This is a genomic window from Acinetobacter sp. NIPH 298, assembly GCF_000369505.1.
Lineage (GTDB): Bacteria > Pseudomonadota > Gammaproteobacteria > Pseudomonadales > Moraxellaceae > Acinetobacter.
In genome coordinates this window covers 1,591,429-1,614,641 of sequence record NZ_KB850055.1, presented here as the reverse complement: position 1 = coordinate 1,614,641, position 23,213 = coordinate 1,591,429, and the positions used below count along the sequence as shown (strand labels likewise).

At 39.7% G+C, this 23,213-nt stretch carries 21 protein-coding genes; 13 read left to right on the top strand and 8 right to left on the bottom strand.

What is annotated here, in order from left to right; genetic code table 11:
- Nucleotides 1–83 precede the first annotated feature (83 nt).
- From tsaE to F903_RS12540, 7 genes are all read left to right on the top strand, one after another.
- On the top strand, nucleotides 84–560 hold the full coding sequence (tsaE, locus tag F903_RS12570; RefSeq protein ID WP_005197500.1) for a tRNA (adenosine(37)-N6)-threonylcarbamoyltransferase complex ATPase subunit type 1 TsaE: 477 nt from the start codon (nucleotides 84–86) through the stop codon (nucleotides 558–560).
- Nucleotides 550–2,502: a DNA mismatch repair endonuclease MutL gene (gene mutL, locus F903_RS12565; RefSeq protein WP_005197498.1), complete on the top strand. Its 1,953-nt coding sequence runs from the start codon at nucleotides 550–552 to the stop codon at nucleotides 2,500–2,502. The genes tsaE and mutL overlap by 11 nt, the downstream gene beginning before the upstream one ends.
- A gap of 6 nt (nucleotides 2,503–2,508) precedes the next feature.
- Nucleotides 2,509–3,453, top strand: coding sequence for a tRNA (adenosine(37)-N6)-dimethylallyltransferase MiaA (gene miaA, locus F903_RS12560; protein WP_005197494.1), 945 nt, complete (start codon nucleotides 2,509–2,511; stop codon nucleotides 3,451–3,453).
- Between the two features lie 90 nt (nucleotides 3,454–3,543).
- Nucleotides 3,544–4,065 carry an RNA chaperone Hfq gene (gene hfq / locus F903_RS12555; protein WP_005197492.1) on the top strand — a complete coding sequence of 174 codons (522 nt, stop codon included), beginning with the start codon at nucleotides 3,544–3,546 and terminating at the stop codon, nucleotides 4,063–4,065.
- 352 nt (nucleotides 4,066–4,417) lie between these two features.
- Entirely contained in the window at nucleotides 4,418–5,275 is an 858-nt protein-coding gene (locus F903_RS12550; protein ID WP_034595056.1) for an EamA family transporter, read from the top strand.
- A gap of 252 nt (nucleotides 5,276–5,527) precedes the next feature.
- The gene (locus tag F903_RS12545; protein WP_005197489.1) at nucleotides 5,528–6,124 is read left to right on the top strand and encodes a TetR/AcrR family transcriptional regulator; all 597 of its coding nucleotides are present in this window, start codon (nucleotides 5,528–5,530) and stop codon (nucleotides 6,122–6,124) included.
- 68 nt (nucleotides 6,125–6,192) lie between these two features.
- Nucleotides 6,193–6,819 (top strand): NAD(P)H-dependent oxidoreductase, encoded by a 627-nt coding sequence (locus F903_RS12540; RefSeq protein ID WP_005197488.1) that lies wholly within the window; start codon nucleotides 6,193–6,195, stop codon nucleotides 6,817–6,819.
- Between the two features lie 115 nt (nucleotides 6,820–6,934).
- Here F903_RS12540 and F903_RS12535 read toward each other — a convergent pair whose 3' ends face one another.
- The 3 genes from F903_RS12535 to F903_RS12525 all read right to left on the bottom strand — a co-directional run bounded on the left by F903_RS12535 (nucleotide 6,935) and on the right by F903_RS12525 (nucleotide 9,144).
- Nucleotides 6,935–7,588 carry an oxygen-insensitive NAD(P)H nitroreductase gene (locus F903_RS12535; RefSeq protein WP_005197487.1) on the bottom strand — a complete coding sequence of 218 codons (654 nt, stop codon included), beginning with the start codon at nucleotides 7,586–7,588 and terminating at the stop codon, nucleotides 6,935–6,937.
- Nucleotides 7,589–7,818: 230 nt separating this feature from the next.
- A complete protein-coding gene (locus tag F903_RS12530; RefSeq protein ID WP_005197486.1) occupies nucleotides 7,819–8,535 on the bottom strand; it encodes a UDP-2,3-diacylglucosamine diphosphatase in 717 nt (238 codons plus the stop codon).
- A 99-nt stretch (nucleotides 8,536–8,634) separates the two neighbouring features.
- The gene (locus F903_RS12525; protein WP_005197485.1) at nucleotides 8,635–9,144 is read right to left on the bottom strand and encodes a peptidylprolyl isomerase; all 510 of its coding nucleotides are present in this window, start codon (nucleotides 9,142–9,144) and stop codon (nucleotides 8,635–8,637) included.
- Between the two features lie 168 nt (nucleotides 9,145–9,312).
- On the opposite strand from F903_RS12525, the gene F903_RS12520 reads away from it, so the two are divergent.
- Nucleotides 9,313–11,040, top strand: coding sequence for a glutamine--tRNA ligase/YqeY domain fusion protein (locus F903_RS12520; protein ID WP_005197484.1), 1,728 nt, complete (start codon nucleotides 9,313–9,315; stop codon nucleotides 11,038–11,040).
- Between the two features lie 92 nt (nucleotides 11,041–11,132).
- Here the strand turns inward: F903_RS12520 and F903_RS12515 are convergent, their stop codons facing one another.
- Nucleotides 11,133–11,444 (bottom strand): hypothetical protein, encoded by a 312-nt coding sequence (locus F903_RS12515; RefSeq protein ID WP_005197483.1) that lies wholly within the window; start codon nucleotides 11,442–11,444, stop codon nucleotides 11,133–11,135.
- Nucleotides 11,445–11,602: 158 nt separating this feature from the next.
- On the bottom strand, nucleotides 11,603–13,168 hold the full coding sequence (ahpF, locus tag F903_RS12510; RefSeq protein WP_005197480.1) for an alkyl hydroperoxide reductase subunit F: 1,566 nt from the start codon (nucleotides 13,166–13,168) through the stop codon (nucleotides 11,603–11,605).
- A gap of 231 nt (nucleotides 13,169–13,399) precedes the next feature.
- Between ahpF and F903_RS12505 the strand changes: the two genes are divergently transcribed.
- Both F903_RS12505 and F903_RS12500 read left to right on the top strand, forming a co-directional pair.
- Nucleotides 13,400–13,615 (top strand): DUF1653 domain-containing protein, encoded by a 216-nt coding sequence (locus F903_RS12505; protein ID WP_005197478.1) that lies wholly within the window; start codon nucleotides 13,400–13,402, stop codon nucleotides 13,613–13,615.
- Nucleotides 13,616–13,656: 41 nt separating this feature from the next.
- Nucleotides 13,657–14,244 (top strand): O-methyltransferase, encoded by a 588-nt coding sequence (locus F903_RS12500; protein WP_005197477.1) that lies wholly within the window; start codon nucleotides 13,657–13,659, stop codon nucleotides 14,242–14,244.
- Here the strand turns inward: F903_RS12500 and F903_RS12495 are convergent.
- A complete protein-coding gene (locus F903_RS12495) occupies nucleotides 14,221–15,270 on the bottom strand; it encodes a helix-turn-helix domain-containing protein (protein ID WP_005197476.1) in 1,050 nt (349 codons plus the stop codon). The genes F903_RS12500 and F903_RS12495 overlap by 24 nt on opposite strands.
- Nucleotides 15,271–15,389: 119 nt before the next feature.
- Here F903_RS12495 and F903_RS12490 point away from each other — a divergent pair, with 119 nt between their 5' ends.
- Entirely contained in the window at nucleotides 15,390–16,583 is a 1,194-nt protein-coding gene (locus F903_RS12490) for an alkane 1-monooxygenase (protein WP_005197475.1), read from the top strand.
- 68 nt (nucleotides 16,584–16,651) lie between these two features.
- Here F903_RS12490 and F903_RS12485 read toward each other — a convergent pair whose 3' ends face one another.
- Together F903_RS12485 and ahpC are read right to left on the bottom strand one after the other, a co-directional pair.
- Complete coding sequence (locus tag F903_RS12485) at nucleotides 16,652–16,867, bottom strand: KTSC domain-containing protein (RefSeq protein ID WP_004670664.1); 216 nt, start codon at nucleotides 16,865–16,867, stop codon at nucleotides 16,652–16,654.
- A gap of 251 nt (nucleotides 16,868–17,118) precedes the next feature.
- The gene (gene ahpC / locus F903_RS12480; RefSeq protein ID WP_004670665.1) at nucleotides 17,119–17,682 is read right to left on the bottom strand and encodes an alkyl hydroperoxide reductase subunit C; all 564 of its coding nucleotides are present in this window, start codon (nucleotides 17,680–17,682) and stop codon (nucleotides 17,119–17,121) included.
- Between the two features lie 345 nt (nucleotides 17,683–18,027).
- Between ahpC and F903_RS12475 the strand changes: the two genes are divergently transcribed.
- Both F903_RS12475 and hrpA read left to right on the top strand, forming a co-directional pair.
- On the top strand, nucleotides 18,028–19,188 hold the full coding sequence (locus tag F903_RS12475; protein ID WP_005197474.1) for a sterol desaturase family protein: 1,161 nt from the start codon (nucleotides 18,028–18,030) through the stop codon (nucleotides 19,186–19,188).
- Between the two features lie 112 nt (nucleotides 19,189–19,300).
- A complete protein-coding gene (hrpA, locus tag F903_RS12470) occupies nucleotides 19,301–23,176 on the top strand; it encodes an ATP-dependent RNA helicase HrpA (RefSeq protein WP_005197473.1) in 3,876 nt (1,291 codons plus the stop codon).
- The last annotated feature ends 37 nt before the right edge of the window (nucleotides 23,177–23,213 follow it).

Genomic DNA, 23,213 nt, shown 5'->3' with positions numbered 1-23,213 from the left:
TAAGCCAGTTTAAAAGCTGTTTATTAGGCTTTAAAGCAGCGCAATGTTATCATAGCCACCATCCCAATTTTGTTTTATTTGCCATGTCATATTCAGTGAAATTTACCTTAAATCATGAACAAGACACTCAACATTTTGCACAAGTGCTTTCTCAATATGTGCATTCAGGCGTTATTTATTTAATTGGGGATCTTGGTGCAGGCAAAACCACATTCACACGTTATTTTCTCCAACATTTAGGGCATCAGGGTTCGGTCAAAAGTCCAACATATACGTTGGTAGAACCGTATACGATTCAGGGTAAAGAAATTTTCCATTTTGATCTATATCGCTTAGATGATCCTTATGAGTTGGAGCTGATGGGAATCCGTGATTATTTGGAAGTAGAGGATGCGTTATTTCTATTTGAGTGGCCATCTAAGGGTGGTGATGAAATTCCCAAAGCGGATGTTGTTGTAGATATCCAAAAATCGGACGATGAATTAACCCGATTTGTAACTTTAACAGTCAACTCAGAATCGTTATTTCAAACCTTGCAGGAACAATTGAATGGTGCATGATTCAACGCGTCGTATTCATACACTCAATGCCGCTTTAGCCAACCAGATTGCTGCTGGTGAGGTTATTGAACGCCCATCCTCAGTGGTGAAAGAGTTATTAGAAAACTCGATTGATGCGGGTTCAACTGAGCTGATTATTCGTATTGCTCAAGGTGGTTCGACCCTGATCGAAATCATTGATAATGGTAACGGCATTCACGCTGAAGATTTACCATTGGCGGTGATGCGTCATGCCACCAGTAAAATTCAAACAGCTGAAGATTTACATGCCATTGTGAGCTTAGGTTTTCGGGGGGAGGCATTAGCCTCTATTGCTGCGGTTTCACGGTTGACATTGACCAGTAGCCAAGATGAAGCTGGGATTGGTTATCAAGTTGAAGTCAATGGTACGGCTTTTGATCACCAACAAGTACAAGCTGTCGCAGCACAAAAAGGCACACACATTCGCGTGCAGGATTTATTTTTTAATGTGCCTGCTCGCCGTAAATTTTTAAAAAAACCAAGTACAGAGTTTGGCCACATTGAAGAAATTGTACGCCGTTTGGCTTTAACCCATTTCGATATTCGTTTTGTACTTGAACATAACGATCATATTCGTTTGAATTTACCGATTGCGGATAGTGGCGAGCTGCGTTACCAACGAGTACAACAATTACTGGGTCAACAATTTATTCAAAATGCCTATTGGATTGATGCCGAAAGCATCAATATGCGATTGTCGGGTTGGTTAGGTCATCCTTCTGATGCCAGAGCGCAGGCCGATATGCAATATGTCTATGTGAATGGTCGTATTGTTAAAGACAAAACCATTTCCCATGCGTTGCGTATGGCCTATGAAGGAATTTTGCATGGGCATCAACATTCTTCTTATTTGTTGTTTCTAGAAGTAGATCCTGAAAATATTGATGTCAATGTCCATCCAACTAAGCATGAAATTCGTTTCTTGAATCAGCGTGAAGTACATGAGTTCGTACGTCACTATGCCAAAGCAACTTTATCTCAGTTTCAAACCGCCAGTGCGGATTTGGCACAAGCGATGAAAGTGGATGAACTGGTAACTGAGAATGCCCAATACCAGCCGCAGCCTAAGTATCAAGAACAGTTTCCTTTGCATCGCGTAAATGATGCGATTGAGCCACAGTCGTATGATCAAAATCAAACTGATGTATCGACAGATTTACTTACTGAGTTTAATCAAAGTCGACCTCAGGCAGTGCAATACAATTCATCTCATTCGCAACAACCAAGATATAATGGCTCTACGCAACTGAATAATGCATTAAAGAGCTATTTATCGCCGTTACGTGATGATGCGGACCTAGATTCGGAACAACAAATACCATCTAGAGTAGATGAATTTCCACTGGGTATTGCGATTGCGCAATTGCATGGCATTTATGTTTTGGCACAAAATACCGAAGGCTTAATCATTGTTGACATGCATGCAGCCCATGAGCGGATTTTGCTGCAACAAATGAAAGCCGCATGGGATAAACCTGAATTTTGGACATCACAACAATTACTGATCCCTAAAATAGTTTCGATTACCCGAATGCAAGCAACACGTGTGGATGAGTTGCAATCACAATTGCAACGTTTGGGCTTGGAGGTCGATCAATATGGTGATGAACAAGTCATTGTTCGTGGCGTACCTGCGATTTTACACAAAGCAAATTTTGAAAAACTTATTCCTGAACTACTCAATGATCTTGACCCAAATGACGAGGCGAGAGGGTTGCTACAAAAGCGTGATGAGTTATTGGCAGGTATGGCGTGTCATGGGGCAGTACGAGCACATCGGCAACTAAGTTTGTCCGAGATGAATGCGTTGTTACGTCAAATGGAACAAACTGAATTTGCCAGCCAATGTAATCATGGTCGCCCAACTTGGCGCGCATTTCCATTACACCAATTAGATAAATTATTTGCTCGAGGAGAGTAGTTTTACATGTCAAATCAATTGCCCGTAATTAATTTAATGGGGCCTACCGCAAGTGGTAAAACAGCATTGGCATGTGAGCTATATGAGCGTGGTAATTTCGAGTTAATTTCTGTTGATTCCGCTTTAGTTTATAAAGATATGGATATTGGCACTGCGAAACCGACTAAAGAAGAGCAAGCGCAGTATCCTCATCATTTGATTGATATTATTACGCCGTTAGAGGTTTATTCTGCAGCTCAATTTGTTGAAGATGTTTGTCCTTTAATTGATGATATGCATGCGCGCGGCAAAACCCCAATTTTGGTTGGCGGAACCATGTTGTATTTTAAAGCGTTACTGGAAGGTCTTGCAGATAATTTGCCAAATGCAGATCAGACAATACGTGAGGCTATTCTTGCAAAAGCCGAGGCGGATGGCTGGCAGGCAGTTTATGATGAGCTAGTAGCAGTTGATCCTGTTGCAGGTGGGAAATTCAAAGTATCTGATAAACAAAGAATTATTCGGGCATTAGAGGTTTATCGGATTACAGGTGAACCAATAACAAAATTACAAGCGCAGCAGCCTAAAAATCAACCCTATCGTTACATATTTCATAACTACGCACTGATGCCTGATCGGTTAGTATTACATCAACGCATTGAGCAAAGATTGAGCAAAATGTGGAGCATTGGTTTTTTAAATGAAGTAGAGGAATTAATTAGAAAATACGATTTAAATGATAATTTACCCTCCATGCGGTCTGTGGGTTATCGTCAAGCTTTAGATTTTTTATTAAAAAGTGACCTAAGTCTCAAAAATAAAGTAGAAATGGAGAACAAAGCGTTATTCGCGACACGGCAACTCGCCAAACGTCAATACACTTGGTTACGTTCTTTGCAAGAAATACACGATTTTAAAACTTACGTGACGATAAAGCAGGCGAAAGAAGACTTGCGAAACTTCTTGGGATAAAGCAAAATTCGCAGGCTGTCTTTTTATAATTTTTAGTTGAAAAATAAAGATAGTTTTTTTGCGCTGATTTAAAAATTTTTGGAGTTAAAAATGTCTAAAGGTCAAACTTTACAAGATCCGTTCTTAAATTCTCTCCGTAAAGAACGTATTCCAGTTTCTATTTTCCTTGTGAACGGTATTAAATTGCAGGGTCATATTGAGTCTTTTGACCAATATGTTGTTTTATTAAAGAATACTGTAAGCCAAATGGTTTATAAGCACGCGATTTCTACAGTCGTTCCTGCACGTAATCCACGTCCAGCTGGTGCTCAAGCTACTGGCGGCTTCCCAGCACAAGCTGGCACTACTGGCGGTTTCGGTGGTGGTCAAGGCGGTGCTGCAGGTGGCTTCGGCGGTCAAGGCGGTGGTTTTGGTGGTCAAGGCGGCGGCTTTGGTGGTCAAGGTGGCTTTGGTGGTCAAGGTGGCTTCGGTGGTCAAGGTGGCTTCGGTAGTCAAGGCGGCTTTGGTGGTCAAGGCGGCGGCTTTGGTGGTCAAGGTGGCTTCGGCGGTCAAGGTGGTTTTGACAGCGAAACTAAATTTGAAGATGGTCAAGAAGACGAAAATAATCGTTAATTGATGGATGATCTTTAAAAAAATGCCAGTCTTAAAATAGACTGGCATTTTTGTATGTGCTTTAAGTGTCTGTTGACATTTCAGCCATGCATTGCGTTATAGGCTAAAACAACGCAAACAAGGCATGAAACGTAGGCAATGGCAATTCCCTTGTCAAGTTTCATAACGGAGTTTGAGGAAGTTTTAGCCATAACCCTTCGGGACAGGGATATTTTTTGCCGCTACTGTGTTATGTCTTGCGCATTTAGAATGACTAAATTTTGCAAAACATGCCTTGTATCGACTAAAAATATCCACTGTCGGAAGCATCTGTGAAATGTCTACAGCCCCTTATATAAGTTCAAGAATTGCTATGGAAATCATTTTTGCTGCGGCATGTTGTAGCGTTATCGTTTCAATTTTGCTGAAATTTCTAAAAACCAAAGGTTTTGATGTTTTACAAATGATTGCATGGAACTATTTTAGTGCAAGCATTTTATGTTTCTATTGGTTTAAAACTGATATTACCCATATCTCATGGGCGCATACACCTTGGTGGTTGATTTTAATCCTCGCCGTGCTATTGCCTAGTATTTTCTTGTGTTTAGCAAAGTCATTACAATACGCTGGGATTTTAAAGACAGAAATAGCTCAACGGCTAGCTGTGATACTTTCTTTGTTAGCCGCCTATTTTATTTTTGCGGAACAGTTTAGCCAATTAAAATTAATCGGTGTTGTTTTAGGTGTGATTGCGATATTGGCGATTATTTTTGGTCAAGCAACTGAAAACACCAATAAAAGTTTGAATCTAAAATCGGCACTATTTTTATTTTTTGTATGGGCGGGCTACGCTGCGATTGACGTGTTGCTCAAATATAGTAGCAGTCTGGGGTTACAGTTTGCTGTCACGTTAAATTTAACTTTTATCGGCGCATTTATTTTGTCGATTGCTTATCTTGCAGTGACTCAGTCTCATTGGCAGCCAAAGAATATTTTCATGGGTTTAATTTTAGGTGGACTGAATTTTGCCAATATTGCTTTATATGTCAAAGCACATATGATTTTTAAAGATACACCTGCCATAGTATTTGCAGGGATGAATATTCTTGTGGTGGTACTCGGGGTATTGAGTGGTGTGGTCTTATTTAAAGAACGCTTAAAAGTTTATACTTGGGTGGGACTGATCTGTGGAATTGTTGCGGTACTGTGTTTAGCCAAAGCGATGATGTAGAAATTGTAAATTGTAAATTGTAAAAGCAGGTCTTTTAAATTTTGATTCAAAGAATTTTAATGAAAGATAAGACTTCTTTCTTGAACCACTTGTATCCCTTTCCATGAGCGATGCAAAGTGGGTGTACATAATGATGAAAGCGGTCTATGGGGATGAAGTATAGGCATGCATGTAATTATTACTGAAGATAACTGAGTTTAAAGTTGTATTCTAAGTAAAATATATAATGCGAATAGTGATGAGATCGAATAGATGACGGGCAAGAGACTAACAAAAGATGATCGTAGGCAGCAGCTTTTGCAGGTCGCTCGATCGATTATTCGTGAGCAGGGTGTTGAAGCGCTAACCTTGGGTTATTTAGCGGAACAGGCTGGGATTAGCAAACCAATTGCGTATCGGCATTTTAAAGATAAAGAAGGTTTATTAATCGCAATTTATAAAGAATTTAGTGACAAACAAAAACAGGATTTATCTAGCGCATTAGTACAGCATGCAAATAGCTTAGATCAAACCATTCATATTTTTTGTAGCGCGTGTTTGAAATTTCATATTGCAATAGGTCCTGAGGTGGGGTTGGTTGTTGCTGCACTTTCTGGCACTGATATTCTGCAAACTTACCTACTGCAGTGCCAAAAAGAATTTATTGATATTTTTAAAGAGAGTATTCATCCCTTTATTCGACTCGAAGGTCAAGATGGTGAAGCAATCATTATTGCAATAACAGGACTGATGGAAACAGTTTGTGTGGCTGCAAGTAATAATGTGATTGGGGCTGCAGCGGCACAAAAGGTGATGGAAAACTCTATTCTTCTTATACTCCATGATTTTTTAAACAAAGCGGATGTTTGACAGAGACTATTGATCACATAAGTTACTAATGGTAACTTATGTATTATAACATCTCTGGAATAATATTTATGTCGATTTTAGAACAAAACAAAAATGCATTGGTTGTCATTGCTCACCCGGACATGAAGTCGTTATCGCATCAAATCTCACACCATATCGCGAGGCATTTGACTCAGCAGGGAATGAATGTCGAAATTGCTGACTTGTATGAAGAGGACTTTAAACCAGCTATCACCATTCCTGATCTCAAGGCCTATCGTGGTCAGCAAACATTGGGCAATGATATTTTGTTGGAACAAGCACGTTTTGACCGTGCCGATATCGTTTATTTTGTTTTCCCTATCTATTGGTGGTCTATTCCTGCTGTTTTAAAAGGTTGGTTTGAACGTGTATTTACCCACGGTTGGGCTTTTAAAGTTGATGATCAGGCTGTGTTGACTGGCGAGCTTAAAAAGATACCTATAAAACTGATTGCAACGGGTACGGGAGATCAGGCTGGATATGATAAGCATGGCTATACTCAAGCAATACGCACACAGGTTGTAGAAGGAATTTTTGGTTTTTGTGGCATAGAAGATGTGCAAACATCGATTCTCTATAATTCTGATTTTATTCAGGCTGAAAATCTACAGACATTTTTAAAAGAACTTGATATGACGGTTTTAGATCTAAATCAGCGAAGTGTGAGTTGTTAGATAAATACTTTTAGATAGATCAAGTAAAAAGCGGCTTTAACAAGTACGTACTTGATCTATCTATCGCTAATGTTAAGAATTAAACGAGCGCGGTTTTACGCTACAAATTCGAAAATTATAAACGAGTAAAAATAACTTCCTCTGGAAGTCGTGATTTTGGCAAAACCGCATTGAAATCTTGTTCACTACGATAACCCAAAGCGACGATGACAGAGGCTTTTAAACTTTTTTCGGTTAAACCAAATTCTTGATTAATGGTATTCCGATCAAAACCTTCCATTGGTGTCGCATCAATCCCTTCAAGCCCCGCAGCAAAAAGGAGTTGACCCAGTGCTAAGTAAGTTTGATTTTCCATCCACGCAGAAAGATTTTTTAATTCGTTGCGATAAAACTCAACGTAACCTTGACGTGTATCTCGTTGACCTTGTTTAGCTGCCTCATCTTTAAAGCGACCACTGGCAGCATCTTGTTGAAGTAGCTGTTCTAAATACTCAGGTGAAATATCGGTACGGGTACAAAAAACCAAAGTATGTGAAGAGTTCAATACTTTAGCAGCATTATAAATGTAATTGCCTGTCAGACCTGCTGCAATACGTTGTTTGGCTTCATCTGTTTCAGCAACTAGAAAATGCCAAGGTTGAATATTTACAGAAGATGGGCTAAAGCGTAAAACTTCTAAGAGTTTTTCGAATTGTTGCTTTGGAATTTTTTTATTTGCATCGTAAGCTTTAGTTGCATAACGTTTTTTTGCAGTAACTAGAGTATCCATTTATCTCAACTCGATTCAAAATTCAATTTATTCTACTTGATCTAAATTTTACTGAAAGTAGCTAAATGTGATTTCTATATAGATTTAAGTGGTAAGTGTGCAAAGCAGTGCGATTAAAAACTTGGGTTATTAATGGAATTAGTGCCAGATAGCCCAGACGATAGGTGCGTTGTTTGACATGAAGGGCAATAAGAGAATTTTAGAAGCAGTGTATAAATCTGCCTCAATGATTAATACATCCACTGTTTAAAATCGAATGGATCATTTTCTTGTTCATTGATTTCTAAAATCCAAGCCGAATCTGCGCGCCAGTCACCCAATACGATACGTTGTTTATTGCCTAGTTGGTGGATTTCTGGACGGTGTGTATGCCCATGAATTAAGAAATCGACTTCGCTAATCACATTTACTACAGCTTGTGCATTTACATCCATGATGTCATAGCTTTTGAGTTGCTTGGTTTCACTGCTTTTTTTACGAAATCCATTGGCAAGTTTTTGTCTAAAACTTAATGGTGTTCGCTTTAAAAAACCGAGTAAAACAGGATTGCGAATTATTTTACGGAAACGTTGGTATGCAACATCATCGGTACATAGCGCATCGCCATGTTCGAGGCGAATTTTTTTGTGGTTGATTTCGAGGCTATAGACATCAGGTAATAAAATTCCGTCGAATTGATCTAAGAATTTTTGACCTAAAGCAAAATCACGATTACCCACTTGGAAGTAAACTTGGTTGCCTGCAGAAGTAAATGTTTGCAAGGCGCTGATAATGTCATTTAACCACGGTGCAGTATAGTCATCACCGATCCATGCGTTAAACCAATCGCCTAAAATGTAGAGTTGGGTGTTTTTATTTTTATATTCAATGAGTAAGTCTAAAAACCCTCGAACGAGTCGAGGGTGATCAGGTGACAAATGTAAATCTGAGATAAATAGGTAAGTCACACTTTTATCCTTTTAATCTCCCTAAATCCCTCTTTAAAAAGAGGGACTTTCATCCCTTTATAAAGGGACTTGCGTAGCAATGCTACTCAGGAGGGATTATTATTCAGAGATAATTTTAGCAGATTCGATCACAACATTCTCTAAAGGAACGTCTGCATGATAACCACGGTTACCTGTACGTACGCCTTTGATTGCATCTACAACGTCCATACCTTCAACAACTTTACCAAATACGGCATAACCCCAACCTTGAGCTGTTTTGCCTGTGTGGTTTAAGAAAGAGTTATTTTTAACGTTAATGAAGAATTGAGCAGAAGCAGAGTGCGGTGCTTGAGTACGTGCCATAGCAACAGTACCTTCATCGTTACTTAAGCCGTTGTCAGCTTCGTTTTCGATTGAATCACGTGTTGCTTTCTCTTTAAAGTTTTCGTCCATGCCGCCGCCTTGGATCATAAAACCTTCAATCACACGGTGGAAAATTACGCCATCATAGAAACCGTCACGTACATATTCTAAGAAATTTGCAACCGTTTTTGGTGCTTTTTCAGCATTAAGCTCAAGAACAATACGGCCTTTATTGGTGTTTAATTCGACTTGAGGAAAACTCATTACATTAATCTCCTAAACATGGGCAAATTGACCATGGGTTTTTGGTTGAGAGAAGCATAAGCAAACTGTAAACTACAAGGCAAGTAAAAAACGTTAAAATCTTTGAGAAAAAGTAAAGATTGCGTTTTTATTCCCTATTTTTTAACTGTAAGAAGTGATTTACACACTATGAAGCCAAATGATGTTGTTTCAGAACTGCCAAAGACCCCGACACCGAATACTCATGCCTCTGTCGATGCAGCGCAGCAAGAACAACAGGCTGGCTTAGATTTTGTACGCCAAGTAATTACTGATGATTTAAGCGATGGACGTACCCAAAAAGTTGTTACTCGTTTTCCACCTGAGCCAAATGGTTATTTGCATATTGGTCACGTAAAAGCGATTTGTTTAAACTTTGGTATTGCCGAAGAGTTTAACGGTTTATGTAATTTGCGTTTTGACGATACCAATCCAGATGCTGAAGAACAAGAATATGTAGATGGTATTGCCAATGATGTGAAATGGCTCGGCTTTAATTGGAATGGTGAGCCACGCTATGCTTCGAGTTATTTTGACCAGCTCTATGCATGGGCAGTGCAATTGATTGAACAGGGCGATGCGTATGTTGATTTGCAAACACCTGAAGAAATTAAATTAAATCGCGGTAACTTTGTAGAGCCCGGGAAAAACTCGCCGTATCGTGATGCGACTATTGAAGAGAACTTAGCGCGTTTTGAGCAAATGCGTAATGGTGAAATCCAAGAGGGTGGTGCTGTGTTGCGTGCCAAAATTGATATGGCAAGCCCAAATGTCCATATGCGTGATCCGATTCTTTATCGTGTTTTGCATTCAGAGCATCACCAAACGGGTGATAAATGGAAAATGTATCCAATGTATGACTATGCGCATCCATTGTCTGATGCGATTGAAGGCATTACCCATTCACTTTGTACATTAGAGTTTCAAGATCACCGTCCATTTTATGATTGGATCGTTGCAAAGGTTCATTCTCAAGCTGTACCACGTCAGTATGAATCATCACGTTTAAATATTGATTACACCATCACCTCTAAACGTAAGCTGCGTAAGCTCGTTGAAGGTGGCCATGTCAATGGTTGGGATGATCCACGTATGCCGACTGTTGTAGGAATGCGTCGTCGAGGTTTTACTGCTGAAGGTTTAAGAGATTTCTGCAAACGAGTAGGCGTGTCAAAAACCGATGGTATCGTTGATGTTGCAATGCTTGAATTTTGTATTCGCCAATCTTTGGAAAATACGGCTGCGCGTGGTATGGCGGTATTGAATCCATTAAAAGTGACCTTGACCAATTTGCCTGAAGAATTGGACTTAACCCATGCACGTCATCCAAACGTCGATATGGGTGAACGTATCATTCCTCTAACACGTGAAATTTATATTGATCGTAAAGATTTTGAAGAAGTGCCGCCGAAAGGCTTTAAGCGTTTAATTCCTGAAGGTGAAGTGCGTTTACGTCATGCCTATGTGATTAAATGTGATGAAGTGATTAAAGATACCAACGGTGAGGTGATCGAACTGAAATGTTCAATTGATCCAAATACCTTAGGTAAAAATCCTGAAGGGCGCAAAGTCAAAGGGGTAGTGCATTGGGTATCAGCGAGTAAAGGCGTTCCAGCGGAAGTGCGTATTTATGATCGCTTATTCACAGAGTCGGATCCTGAAACAGGCGATGATTTCTTGGCAAATCTGAATACAAACTCACTGCAAATCGTGCAAGCGGTGGTTGAACCTGCTTTAGCGCAAGCGAAACCTGAAGACCGATTCCAATTTGAACGTGAAGGTTATTTTGTTGCTGATCAATATGATCATGATATCGAAAAACCAGTCTTTAACCGTATTCTTGATTTAAAAGATAGTTTTAAAGTTGAGAAAAAGTAAAAGCCGAGTGGGTTTTCTTCTATTTAAATGATATTTGAAAACCTGAAATAAAAAAGCCTCTGATAACAGAGGCTTTTTTTAATCTCAACGAATTATTGTTGAGCTTTTTCTTTCATATCAGCAGCTGTAGATTCAATAGCACCTGCAGCATTTGCAGCAGCTTCACGTGCAGCAGCTTCGGTATCCGCAGCAGCTTCAGCGGTAGCAGTTGCGGTGTGATCAGCAGCAGCATCGATTTGATCACCAGCAGTGTCAATAGCTGTTGCAACATCATGGCCCGCTTGGTCAGCAGCATGCTCTAAGTGTTCGCCAGTTGTAGCCCCTGTTTCAGGTGCTTTATCTTTATTACAGCCTACAAGAGCAACAGTAGCAGCGAGACCTAAAGCAACAAGTAATTTATTCATTTTCATATTTCCTTTTCATTGTGGCATCCAAAAACAATGGATAGCAAAAATATAAACACAAAGCGGATAGATAATAAAGTTGAATATTTGTTGATAACTTGTAAAAACACGCACTTACATTTGAAAATGTAAATGCGTGCACATGTTTTTAAGCTGTGTTAATTACCCGAACGAATCATATAATCAAAGGCAGAGAGTGATGCTTTGGCGCCTTCACCCGTCGCAATGATGATTTGTTTGTAAGGCACAGTGGTACAGTCACCCGCAGCAAACACACCTTTGACATTGGTTTCATTACGATCATTTACCATGATCTCACCACGATTGCTGAGTTCAACTGCACTGTCTTTTAGGAAATCGGTGTTGGGTAATAATCCAATCTGAACGAAGATCCCTGCAAGCTCTACCGTGTGTTCAATATCAGTTGCACGATCTTTATACTTCAAGCCAGTGACTTGAGAACCATCACCCAACACTTCTGTACTTAATGCATTCAGGATTACAGTAGTATTTGGCAAGCTGTTTAACTTGTTCTGTAATACTTGGTCGGCACGAAGTTTGGTATCAAATTCCACCAACGTGACATGCTCAACGATACCAGCAAGGTCAATTGCTGCTTCCACACCTGAGTTTCCGCCACCAATCACCGCAACACGCTTACCTTTGAAGAGTGGGCCGTCACAGTGCGGACAATACGCCACACCACGAGTACGGTATTCTGCTTCACCCGGTACATTCATTTCTCTCCAACGCGCACCTGTAGAAAGAATAATGGTTTTTGATTCAAGCTTGGCACCATTTTCAAGTTCAACTTCGACCAAGCCTGTCGTCGTTTGATCTGCACCGATGATTTTGCTGACACGTTGCAAGTTCATGATGTCGACATCATATTCACGCACATGCGCTTCCATCTCGGCAGCAAACTTAGGACCGACGGTTTTTTGTACAGAAGTAAAGTTCTCGATATCCATGGTATCCATCACCTGACCGCCAAAGCGCTCTGCCACGATACCGGTATTGATCCCTTTACGAGCCGCATAGATCGCTGCGGTTGCCCCAGCAGGACCTCCACCGATCACCAAGACATCAAAGGCATCTTTGGCATTGATCGCTGCTGCATCTTTCTCAGCTGAGTTGGTGTCTAACTTGGCAATGATTTCTTCCAAAGTCATACGACCTTGGCCAATGTGTTGATCATCTTGGAATACCATTGGTACAGCCAAGATTTTGCGTTGTTCCACTTCGTCTTGGAAGAATGCCCCATCAATCATGGTGGTGGTAGTATTGGGATTGTTGATCGCGATCAAGTTCAATGCCTGAACCACATCAGGGCAGTTATGACAGCTCAATGAGATAAACACATCAAAGTTTGCCGCAAGATTTAAGCCTTTAATTTGAGTTAAAACTTCATCAGAGACTTTAGGGGCATAACCTGACACTTGTAACAATGCCAAGATCAAAGAGGTAAACTCATGTCCCATCGGCAAGCCAGCAAAGAACACACGTGGCTGTTCACCTACTTTCGCCACCCCAAAACTTGGACGACGAGCATTTGAACCATCAAAACGCGCGGTCACCTGATCAGACAATTCCGCAATTTCGGTGACAAGTTCTTTGATTTTTGCCGCTTTGTCGGAATCATCTAAAGCAGCAACCAACTCGATCGGACTTTCTAAACGTTCTAAGTAAGCTTTTAATTGCGTTTTAATATTTTGATCTAACATCGATGTCTCCAAATTCTCAACAATTCAAGTCGGCTAAATTCATTCAATGAGGCTATAATACGCAAAAGCACTAAATAGGTAAAACAGTATGTTTTTATAGGTTTGATCGGTTTTTTGGATTGACGCTGTACCTGTCGTATTTTTGATCACTCATCTATTTAAAAGTTTGATCGGCATTGATCTTGTTATATAACTGCAATCATTTCATGGCATAACTAAAAGGTAAGCGAGATGGCGTTACAGCGTGGTATTTATCAACACTATAAAGGGCGGCTTTATCAGGTGTTTAATGTGGCTCGACATAGTGAAACAGAAGAAGAATTGGTGGTTTATCAATGCTTATATGGTGATTACTCGATGTGGGTACGCCCACTCACCATGTTTACTGAAACTGTTCAGCTTGAAGGGCAAGTTATTCCAAGATTTAAGCTGATACAAGCGACCTAAACGCGATATTTTTCTAGTTTGAGCATCATGGAGAATCAGATATGACCAACACTGTTTTCTTGCAACGTATTGCTGATTTATACGATGAATTTAAACAACATGATGCTCGACAGTCTGATCGTCTAAGGCGTTATCGCAATATTGAAGCAGAATCAGCTAAATTACTGGCGATGCTGGTACGTACTCAGCAATCAAAACGCATTCTTGAAATTGGAACGTCCACAGGATACTCCACCTTATGGTTGGCAGAAGCAGCCAAAACGGTTCAAGGGAAGGTGCTCACTTTAGAAATCAATGCATTTCGGAGTGCGCAAGCCAAAAAATATGCAGAAGATTTTGAGTTAGAAGGGTTTATTGATTTTTGGGTGGGCGATGCTGCCGACTATTTGAAACAAGCAATGGAACCCTTTGATCTCATCTTGTTAGATGCAGAACGTGGCAGTTATGTGAGTTATTGGGAAGACTTAAAACGCTTATTAAAATCCTCTGGCAGCACCTTGATTATTGACAATGTCATTTCGCATCCAGCTGAAGTTAAGCCAATGCTAGATCTCATTAAACAAGATGAACACTATATGAGTAGTATTTTACCAGTGGGCGCTGGTTTATGTATGGTGGTTGTCAAATAACTGACTTCTACTTTGATGCTCTAAACGATAAGCCTGTGGACTACAACCTCGTATTTTATTAAAAGCGCGGGTGAAGTTGGCGGGGTTTGAGTACCCTAATTCATAGGCAATATGGGTAATGGTAAACTTAGAATTTTCTAATAGATCAATGGCTCGTTCGGCACTAATCTTTTGCTTTAGTTGGTGGAATTCGACACCGTACTTTTGCAGATAACGTTGCAATGTTTTGGTCGAAATATTTAAGACTTTTGCACATTCATTTAATGTCGGGATTTGATTCGCTTGACGAAGCATCATACTAACCCATTCGACAATTTCTCCCTGATGATAAATTCTTTGAATTTGCTCCTGACAACGTTGTTCGACCACTTTTAAACTATGGGCATCGGCTAAAGGTAAGGGAAGTGAGAGTTGCTGTTGATCCATCACTACACGAACGCCTGTAATCCAATGATCGTTAAAATGAAAATTAGCTTTGATTAAATGGATATACTGTTCTTTATATTTTGGTTCGGGTACACTGAGATAAACCTGATATCGTTGTAATTGGTTCCCAGCTAATTCTAATAAACTGTAATAAAAAGCCACTGCAATCGCTTCGATATGGAAGGCAAGACATTGTTTATTCATTTGTAATATCGGTTCAAATAATAACTCAACTTTTTGCTGATCGTGTTGAAACTGAATCGTGAGTTTAAAGCTTGGCATAATCAGTCTGAAGTATTGAGCGATCAGTCGTAAAGCATGTTCAAGATGTGGGCTGGTCATGAGGGCATAACCCACCAGACTATGTGAGCTTAGCTTGATATTTTTGCCTAATTGGAATGCGAGGTCTTCGGTATTGGGGAGGTTTAAACCCATTTCAATAAATTGTTCAATCTGTTGAATGCTAAGGAGTTCAGTCGTAGAAAGTTGATCACGTAATTGCATTAATAGGTTGTTATCATATTGATTTGTTTGAATTAAAATATCAATCAATCGTAGATAATAACGTGAAGGAATGACAGGAATTTGTTGGTTTTGCACAATTAACAATCCATATAGTCTTAAAATGATAATACCAAGTCTTAAAATGATAATAAAGACTCACTTTAAAAGAACACAATTGATGGAAGCAAAAAGAGTAATTGATTGAGGAGTTTCTAATGAATATGCATACTCAACTGCATGTAGCGCACGCAACAACACGGTTCAAAGATAAAAAGCGTCATTGGTGGTTATTAGGTTTGGCTGTACCTGCAATTGCCATGAGTGGCTTAGCTGGTTATCAGTTTGGTCCTAAAAAAACGAAAAAGTTTTTTGCTTCATTTGGTCCTTTGTTTTTGCATGGTGTTATTCCGAGTTTGGATAAACTGATTGGTGAAGACGCTGAAAATCCACCGATTGATGCAATCGCAGATCTAGAAGCTGATCCATATTATGCGCGTATTGTTAAACTGTATATTCCCTTGCAATACGCTGTAAATATCTACGGTACATATCTCGCAAGTCGAAACAATACCTCTGTCGCCGATCAAGTTTTATTGGGAACATTAATCGGGATGGTGAATGGTGTCGCGATTAATACTGCACATGAGTTGAGTCATAAAAGTGGCAAGCTAGAACATTATTTATCGCATCTGGCATTAGCACCATCAGGATATAACCATTTCCGTATAGAACACCCTTATGGTCACCATCGTCGTGTCGCCACACCAGAAGATCCTGCTTCATCACAATTTGGCGAAACATTTTGGAAATTTTTACCACGGACAGTCATTGGAAGTTTTAAGTCCGCGATTGAAATCGAAAAGAGCCGTTTAGCTCGTAAAAAATTACCATTTTTATGTAAAGAAAATGAGCTCTTACATGGTTGGGCAATGTCAGCCATTTATCATGCAGCGATGTTTAGCAAATTTGGTGTACGTTCGATACCATTTCAAATGACACAGGCCGCTTATGCAGTAACGCTGTTTGAATCTGTAAATTACATCGAACACTATGGTTTGAAACGGGAAAAGCAAGCCAATGGAAAATATGAAAGAACATTGCCTGAACATAGTTGGAACAATAATAATGTGGTGACCAATTTGTTTTTGTACCAATTACAACGACATTCGGACCATCACGCCAATCCAGCGAGAAGTTTTCAAACCTTACGTCATTTTGAAGATGCACCTCAATTACCCGCGGGCTATGGTGCAATGATTCTCCCTGCATTTGTTCCTGCATGGTGGTCAAAAATTATGGATGATCGAGTCGTGCAGCACTACAACGGTGATTTAGCTAAAATCAACATGCATCCGAGTGCCAAAGAAAAAATGCTTGAGAAATATGCAGAGCAAGTAGATGTCGCGTGATTAGAAAGCGTTGGTATTTCGCAGACTTCGTTGTCACAACAAAGATCAGCCCCAATCGGGCTGATTTTTTATGAGGAAGCTGAAATAGAGAGTCGTTTAAAATGTAGGTCAAACTCAAGATACTTATGTACAAATGCAGCTTTGTCAGTAGAGCGGAGTAAATTATCGTAAATAAATTTTGGTACAGGATGGTACAGTTCACCTGAACCATTGTTATAAAATATTTTTAAATAGCGTGAAGAAACGTCATATTTCCAAGAAGTTACAATAACAGTTTTTTCCATACATTTGCCCCCATATCAATAGTAGACTCATGTCCATATAAAAAACGCTTTATTCCATCATTTGACAGTACTCCAAGTCTCAGAAGCTGACAATTGATAAATGAACTTTGCTATGAAGATATAAGTATAAGAATTGTAAAAAATTTGCAATTAAATCGAAGCGCAGACAAGCAGAAATTTATAAATATTTTAGACAAAAAGAAACCACCCAAAAAAGGGTGGTTTCTGACGTATCGGTTGAATCTAATGAATTAGATTTTACCAACTAAGTCGATAGATGGAGCGAGGGTAGCTTCACCTTCTTTCCATTTCGCTGGGCAAACTTCACCTGGGTGGCTAGCTACGAATTGAGCAGCTTTAAGTTTACGTAAAGTTTCTGATACATCACGAGCAATTGAGTTGTCATGAATTTCAGCAGTTTTGATTACGCCTTCAGGGTTAATGATGAACGTACCACGAAGTGCTAAACCAGCTTCTTCAATATGAACATCAAAAGCGCGTGTTAATTGATGAGTAGGATCACCAATTAATGGGAATTGAGCTTTACCAACAGCTGGAGAAGTTTCATGCCATACTTTGTGAGAGAAATGAGTATCAGTCGTTACGATATAAACTTCCGCACCAGCTTTTTTGAATTCTTCATAGTTGTCAGCAGCATCTTCAACTTCTGTTGGACAGTTGAATGTAAAAGCAGCTGGCATGAAAATAAGAACAGACCATTTACCTTTAAGATCTGCTTCAGTTACTTGAATGAATTCACCGTTACGGAATGCATCAGCTTTAAATGGTTTAACTTCAGTATTAATCAAGCTCATCATTGTCTCCATGATTGCGGTATATCTTTAAACGAGGAAAGTGTTTACGAGATATAGAATAGTTAATTTTTCATTATTGGGGAAATAGTATTTTTACATGATTAGAATCGGAAAAATGAATTGATCGATTTAAATCCACATTTTCACCCAATCTATCCTGATTTGACTTCAAGTTGATGACGTCAAGATGACAGGAGATTTTAAAATTAATGCGTTAGACAACATGCAGTCTATATCATTAAAATTCAAGGGTAGAATGGAAAAATATATAAAAATGTTTAATTTCTGGACTATAATTTAATTTGTGAGCTTTTTGCTCGAGTAGATAGCGAATTAACACGAACAATGACTGATCATTTAAGAACAAGATTCGAAAACTTAGAACTGAATATGGGTTTGGGGAAAATTAGCGCTTTTATTTCAATGTCCTTAGGTTTGCTAAGTATATTCGGCGCTTTATGTTTTTTATTTCCCACTGTATTAACGACACCAGAACTTCGCCCATTTTATGTGCAATATTATGATGTCTTTTATTTTAGTTTAATATTGGCGGTTGTTCTGAGTGTCGGTTTTGGCGCATATAGCTCAATCATTCGTCAAAATCGATATGGGTTTTACGGATTATGTTTTGCTTTAGTTGCAGCAGTTCTCGGCTGTGGCTTGATCAAAGCACCGATACTTCCAAGTCTTCCTTTCTATGCTGGGATTGATTATTTCGTTCTGACGCTTGTGATTTTGGCTGTTATTTTTATTCCGCTTGAGGGTTTTTTTGCCAAAAATCCTGAGCAAAAAATTCTTAGGGTTGGCTGGGTGACAGATATGAAATATTTCATGTTTAGTCATATTGGTATTCAGTTATTCACCTTTTTAACAGTCATGCCAATTCAATATTGGATCACTCATTTACCAAATAATCCAATTGTGCCTTATGTGCAGGCGCAACCGATTTGGTTACAGTTCATCGAGTTACTGATTGTTGTGGATTTTGTGGTGTATTGGCTGCACCGAGCGATGCATGAAGTGAATTTCCTTTGGCGTTTTCATGCCATTCATCATTCTACTGAATATATGGATTGGCTGGCATCTTCACGTTTGCATGCTGTTGAAGTGTTAATGACACGTTTTTTAGCAACTTTACCTATTTTTCTTTTGGGTTTTCACACTTCAGCCGTGTTTGCGTACCTGATCTTTATTTCCTTTCACGCCATATTTATTCATTCTAATGTACGTTTTCGCTTTCCTTATTTGCGTTGGATTATTGCCACTCCTGAGTTTCATCATTGGCATCATTCTTCTGAAAAGCCTGCAATTGATAAAAATTATGCCGCATTTATCCCTGTGTATGATGTCGTTTTTAAAAGCGTGTATATGCCAAATCATTTGGCGAGTGTGTATGGTACGGTAGGCTATAAAATTCCAAATAGTTTTGTGAAGCAGTTTACTTGGCCTTTTAAAAAATACGTAAAGCGTTTTCTTCAGCGTTTTGATTCGTCATCTAAATCTTGAAGATATTGATCAATATGCATCAATTTCCCAACGGGATTGGTGTAGTTGCTTTGCATAGCAACACTTTAAAGCGTAAAATAGCCGATTATTTTATTTTCAGGAAAGCTGTTCAGTGCAGAGTCATTTAAATGTAGATCAATGGGTTATGGCACGTGACCGCCACCGTTTAAATCGACTGCGCAAAGATAAAAAAACCGAAACAGCAGAAATTGAAAAACTATTTGCACAATCGAATCATAAAGTTAAACAGCGATTGGCGCGTCTCCCAAAGATCAAACTCAATCAAGACCTACCTGTTACGCGCTATGCAGATCGTTTGATTGAAGCGATTCAAAAGCATCAAGTGATCATTGTGGCGGGGGAAACTGGCTCAGGTAAAACCACACAGCTTCCTCAAATTGCAATGCTGGCAGGTCGTGGTTTGACAGGCATGATCGGGCATACTCAACCGCGTCGTTTGGCGGCGCGAAGTGTATCGCAGCGTATCGCGGAAGAAGTGGGCGAAAAGTTAGGCGAATCCATTGGTTTTAAAATTCGATTTAATGAGCAAGGGTCACAAGACTCGATTGTTCGTTTAATGACGGATGGTATTCTGCTTGCTGAACTGACCAATGACCGATTCTTATCAAAATATGACACGATTATTATAGATGAAGCGCATGAGCGTTCGCTCAATATTGATTTTATCATGGGCTATTTAAAGCAGCTTTTGCCGAAGCGCCCAGATTTAAAAGTGATCGTGACCTCAGCCACGCTTGATGTAAATCGTTTTAGTCAGTATTTTTACAATGCACCCGTATTTGAAGTTGAAGGGCGGAGTTTCCCTGTTGAGCTTCGTTATCGTCCAATTTCTGAACTGAATATTGTCGGCAGTGATGATGACGAGTTTGATGATTTTGAGGAAAATTTACCGCGTGCGGTCGTACAAGCGGTAGAAGAATGTTTTGCTGATGCGGATAGCAAAGGTCATCCTGAACATGCTGATATTTTAATTTTTGCCAGCACTGAGCAAGAGATTCGGGAATTGCAGGAAACCCTGCAAAAATTTGGTCCTCGTCATACGGAAATACTTCCGTTATATGCACGGTTAGCGATTGCAGAACAACAAAAGATTTTTAGCCCAAGCGGAAAAGGTCGACGGATTATTATTGCCACTAACGTTGCTGAAACGGCACTTACCGTACCGAATATACGTTATGTGATTGATAGTGGTTTTGCACGTCTTTCACGCTATAACTATCGTTCGCGGGTACAGCGTTTACCGATCGAGGCGATTTCACAAGCTGCGGCGAACCAACGTAAAGGACGTTGTGGTCGTATCGCTGCGGGTGTCTGTATTCGCCTTTATAGTGAAGATGACTTCCTTAGCCGCCCAGAGTTTACCGAACCAGAAATTAAGCGAACCAATCTTGCCTCTGTGATTTTACAAATGCAAAGTTTGGGATTGGGCGATTTGGAAGATTTCGATTTTATCGAGCCACCTGATTTCCGTTTAGTCAATGATGGACGTAAGTTGTTGGTTGAGTTGGGCGCTTATAACGAGCACACTCAATCCGCTCATAAGAAGAAAGGTGGATTAACCAAAATCGGTCAAATGATGGCACGTATGCCGATTGATCCTCGTTTGGCGCGTATGATTATTGGTGGTGCGCATTTTGGTGTGCTGAAAGAAATTTTGGTGATTGTCAGTGCTTTGGCTGTTCAAGATCCGCGTGAACGTCCTGCGGATAAACAAATGCAGGCGGATCAAAAGCATGCTTTATTTAAAGAAACCGATTCTGACTTTTTATTCTATTTAAAGCTATGGGATACCTTACAAACCAGTCCAGAAACACAATCAGAAAGTAAGCGTCGTCAATTTGCGCGGAACCATTTTTTAAGTTGGTTGCGTTTACGTGAATGGAAACAAACTTATCAGCAGTTGGTTGAGTTGGCTGAAGGTTTGAAACTTAGCTTTAATGAAAAACCAGCCAATTATGAGAATTTACATCGTGCTTTGTTAACAGGTTTACTTTCCTTTATCGCCAACAAAACGGATGAACGAAATACCTTTATGGCGGTGCGCCAACAAAAAGCGAAGGTGTTTCCAGCCAGCACTTTACATAAGACCAATACCGCTTGGGTGATGGCGTTTGAGATGGTGGAAACGTCTCAAGTTTATTTGAGGACGTTGGCGAAAATTGATCCTGAATGGATTTTATTGGCTGCTGGCGATTTATTGAAACATCACTATTTTGAACCGCACTGGTCGAAAAAAGCGGGTATCGTCAACGCCTATGATCAGATTTCATTGTTTGGTTTGATTATTGAACCTAAGCGACTGATCAATTTTGAAAAAGTGGACCAAGCTGCTGCACATGAAATCTTTTTACGAGATGCGTTAACAACAGGGCATTTGGGGATTACTCCACCATTCCTAAAACACAACTTATTAAAACTTGAGGAAGTTGAGCGCGTTGAAGACAAATTACGGCGTCGTGATTTGGTGGTAGATGAAGAAACGATTTATCAGTTTTATGCCAATAAAGTTCCGACCGAAATCGCCAGCCGTCGTAGTTTCGAAGATTGGCGAGCAACGGTAGAGCCTGAACATCCACGTTATTTATTCGTTGATGATGACGCCTTGTGGATGAATGATCGCCCAACTACACAACAGTTTCCTGACTATTTGCATAATGGACAATTGCGCTTGGCTGCCAGCTATCGTTTTGACCCAAGTCATGATGAAGATGGCGCGACTGTGAAGATTCCAGTGCAAGCTTTAGCACAAGTTGATGAAAATCAATGGTCATGGGGCATTCCAGGTTGGCGACAAAATTTAATTGAGGCGCTGTTAAAAGCATTGCCAAAAGATAAACGTCGAAATATTGTTCCCATTCCAGATACAGCACGAAAGTTGATTCAAGGGATCGATGCAGTTCATTTGCGTGAACATTTATTTAGTTATTTGGCTTTTGCCTTACGCGGTGAGCAAATCACTGAAAAAGATTTTTCTTTTGAACGAATTGATCAATACCTGATCCCTTTTATTAAAGTTCTCGATGAAAAAGGTAAATTAATCGCGCAAGGTCGTGACTTGGATGAGTTAAAAGCGCGTTGTCGTGTAGAAACGCATCGCGCTGTAAAGCAACATGAGGGTGAGTTTAAAACTTTTCCTGAGCATTTTGTTTTTGAAGCTTCACAAAAAGTGACGGGTGTATTGGTGAAACAATATCAAGCACTTGTACCAAGTAAAGCATTTGCTGATTTAGATGTAAAAGATGAATCAGGTGTTGTGATTCAGACGTTTAATGATCAAGAAGAAGCAATTAAACAGCACAGAGAAGGGGTAATTCGCCTTGTTCACATGCAACTTGGTGATTTGATTCGTCAGTTGAAGAAGCAAATTTCTAAACCATTAGCATTGGCTTATTCACCATTAGGTGATAAAGCAAAGTTGGAACAAATGTTGGTTTACGCGACTTTGCAAGTTTCGATTCAAACGCTTCCTATTGATGCTACTGAGTTTGAAAGCTTATTGGCGAATACCAAAAAGCATTTTTTATCTTTGGGTCAACAGACATTGACTGATTTGACTGAAATATTTACGCAATGGCAGCAAGTTCGCCGTGAATTGCTCGTCCTCGATCAAACCATTTTCACTCGCAGTGTAGATGACATCGAAGATCAACTGGATCTTATGTCCCTCGCAAACTTTGTTTATAGTCGTCCTGCTGATCTTTGGCAGGAATACCCGCGTTATTTAAAAGCTTTGCTATTGCGTTTAGATAGATTGCCCAATAATCTACAAAGAGACCTTGCGGCAATTGATGAAGTCGATCCTTGGATGGACAAGCTATTTAAATTTAAAAATGATCCTAAAATCAAAGAATTGTATTTGATGATGGAGGAGTTGCGAATTTCCTTGTTTTCTCAACCGATGAAAACAAAGATGCCAATTTCACCAAATAGATTACAAAAACTATGGGATCGATTATCAATCGGTTAAACTGAGCAATAATGAAAGCTAGAACCATTCTTTACAG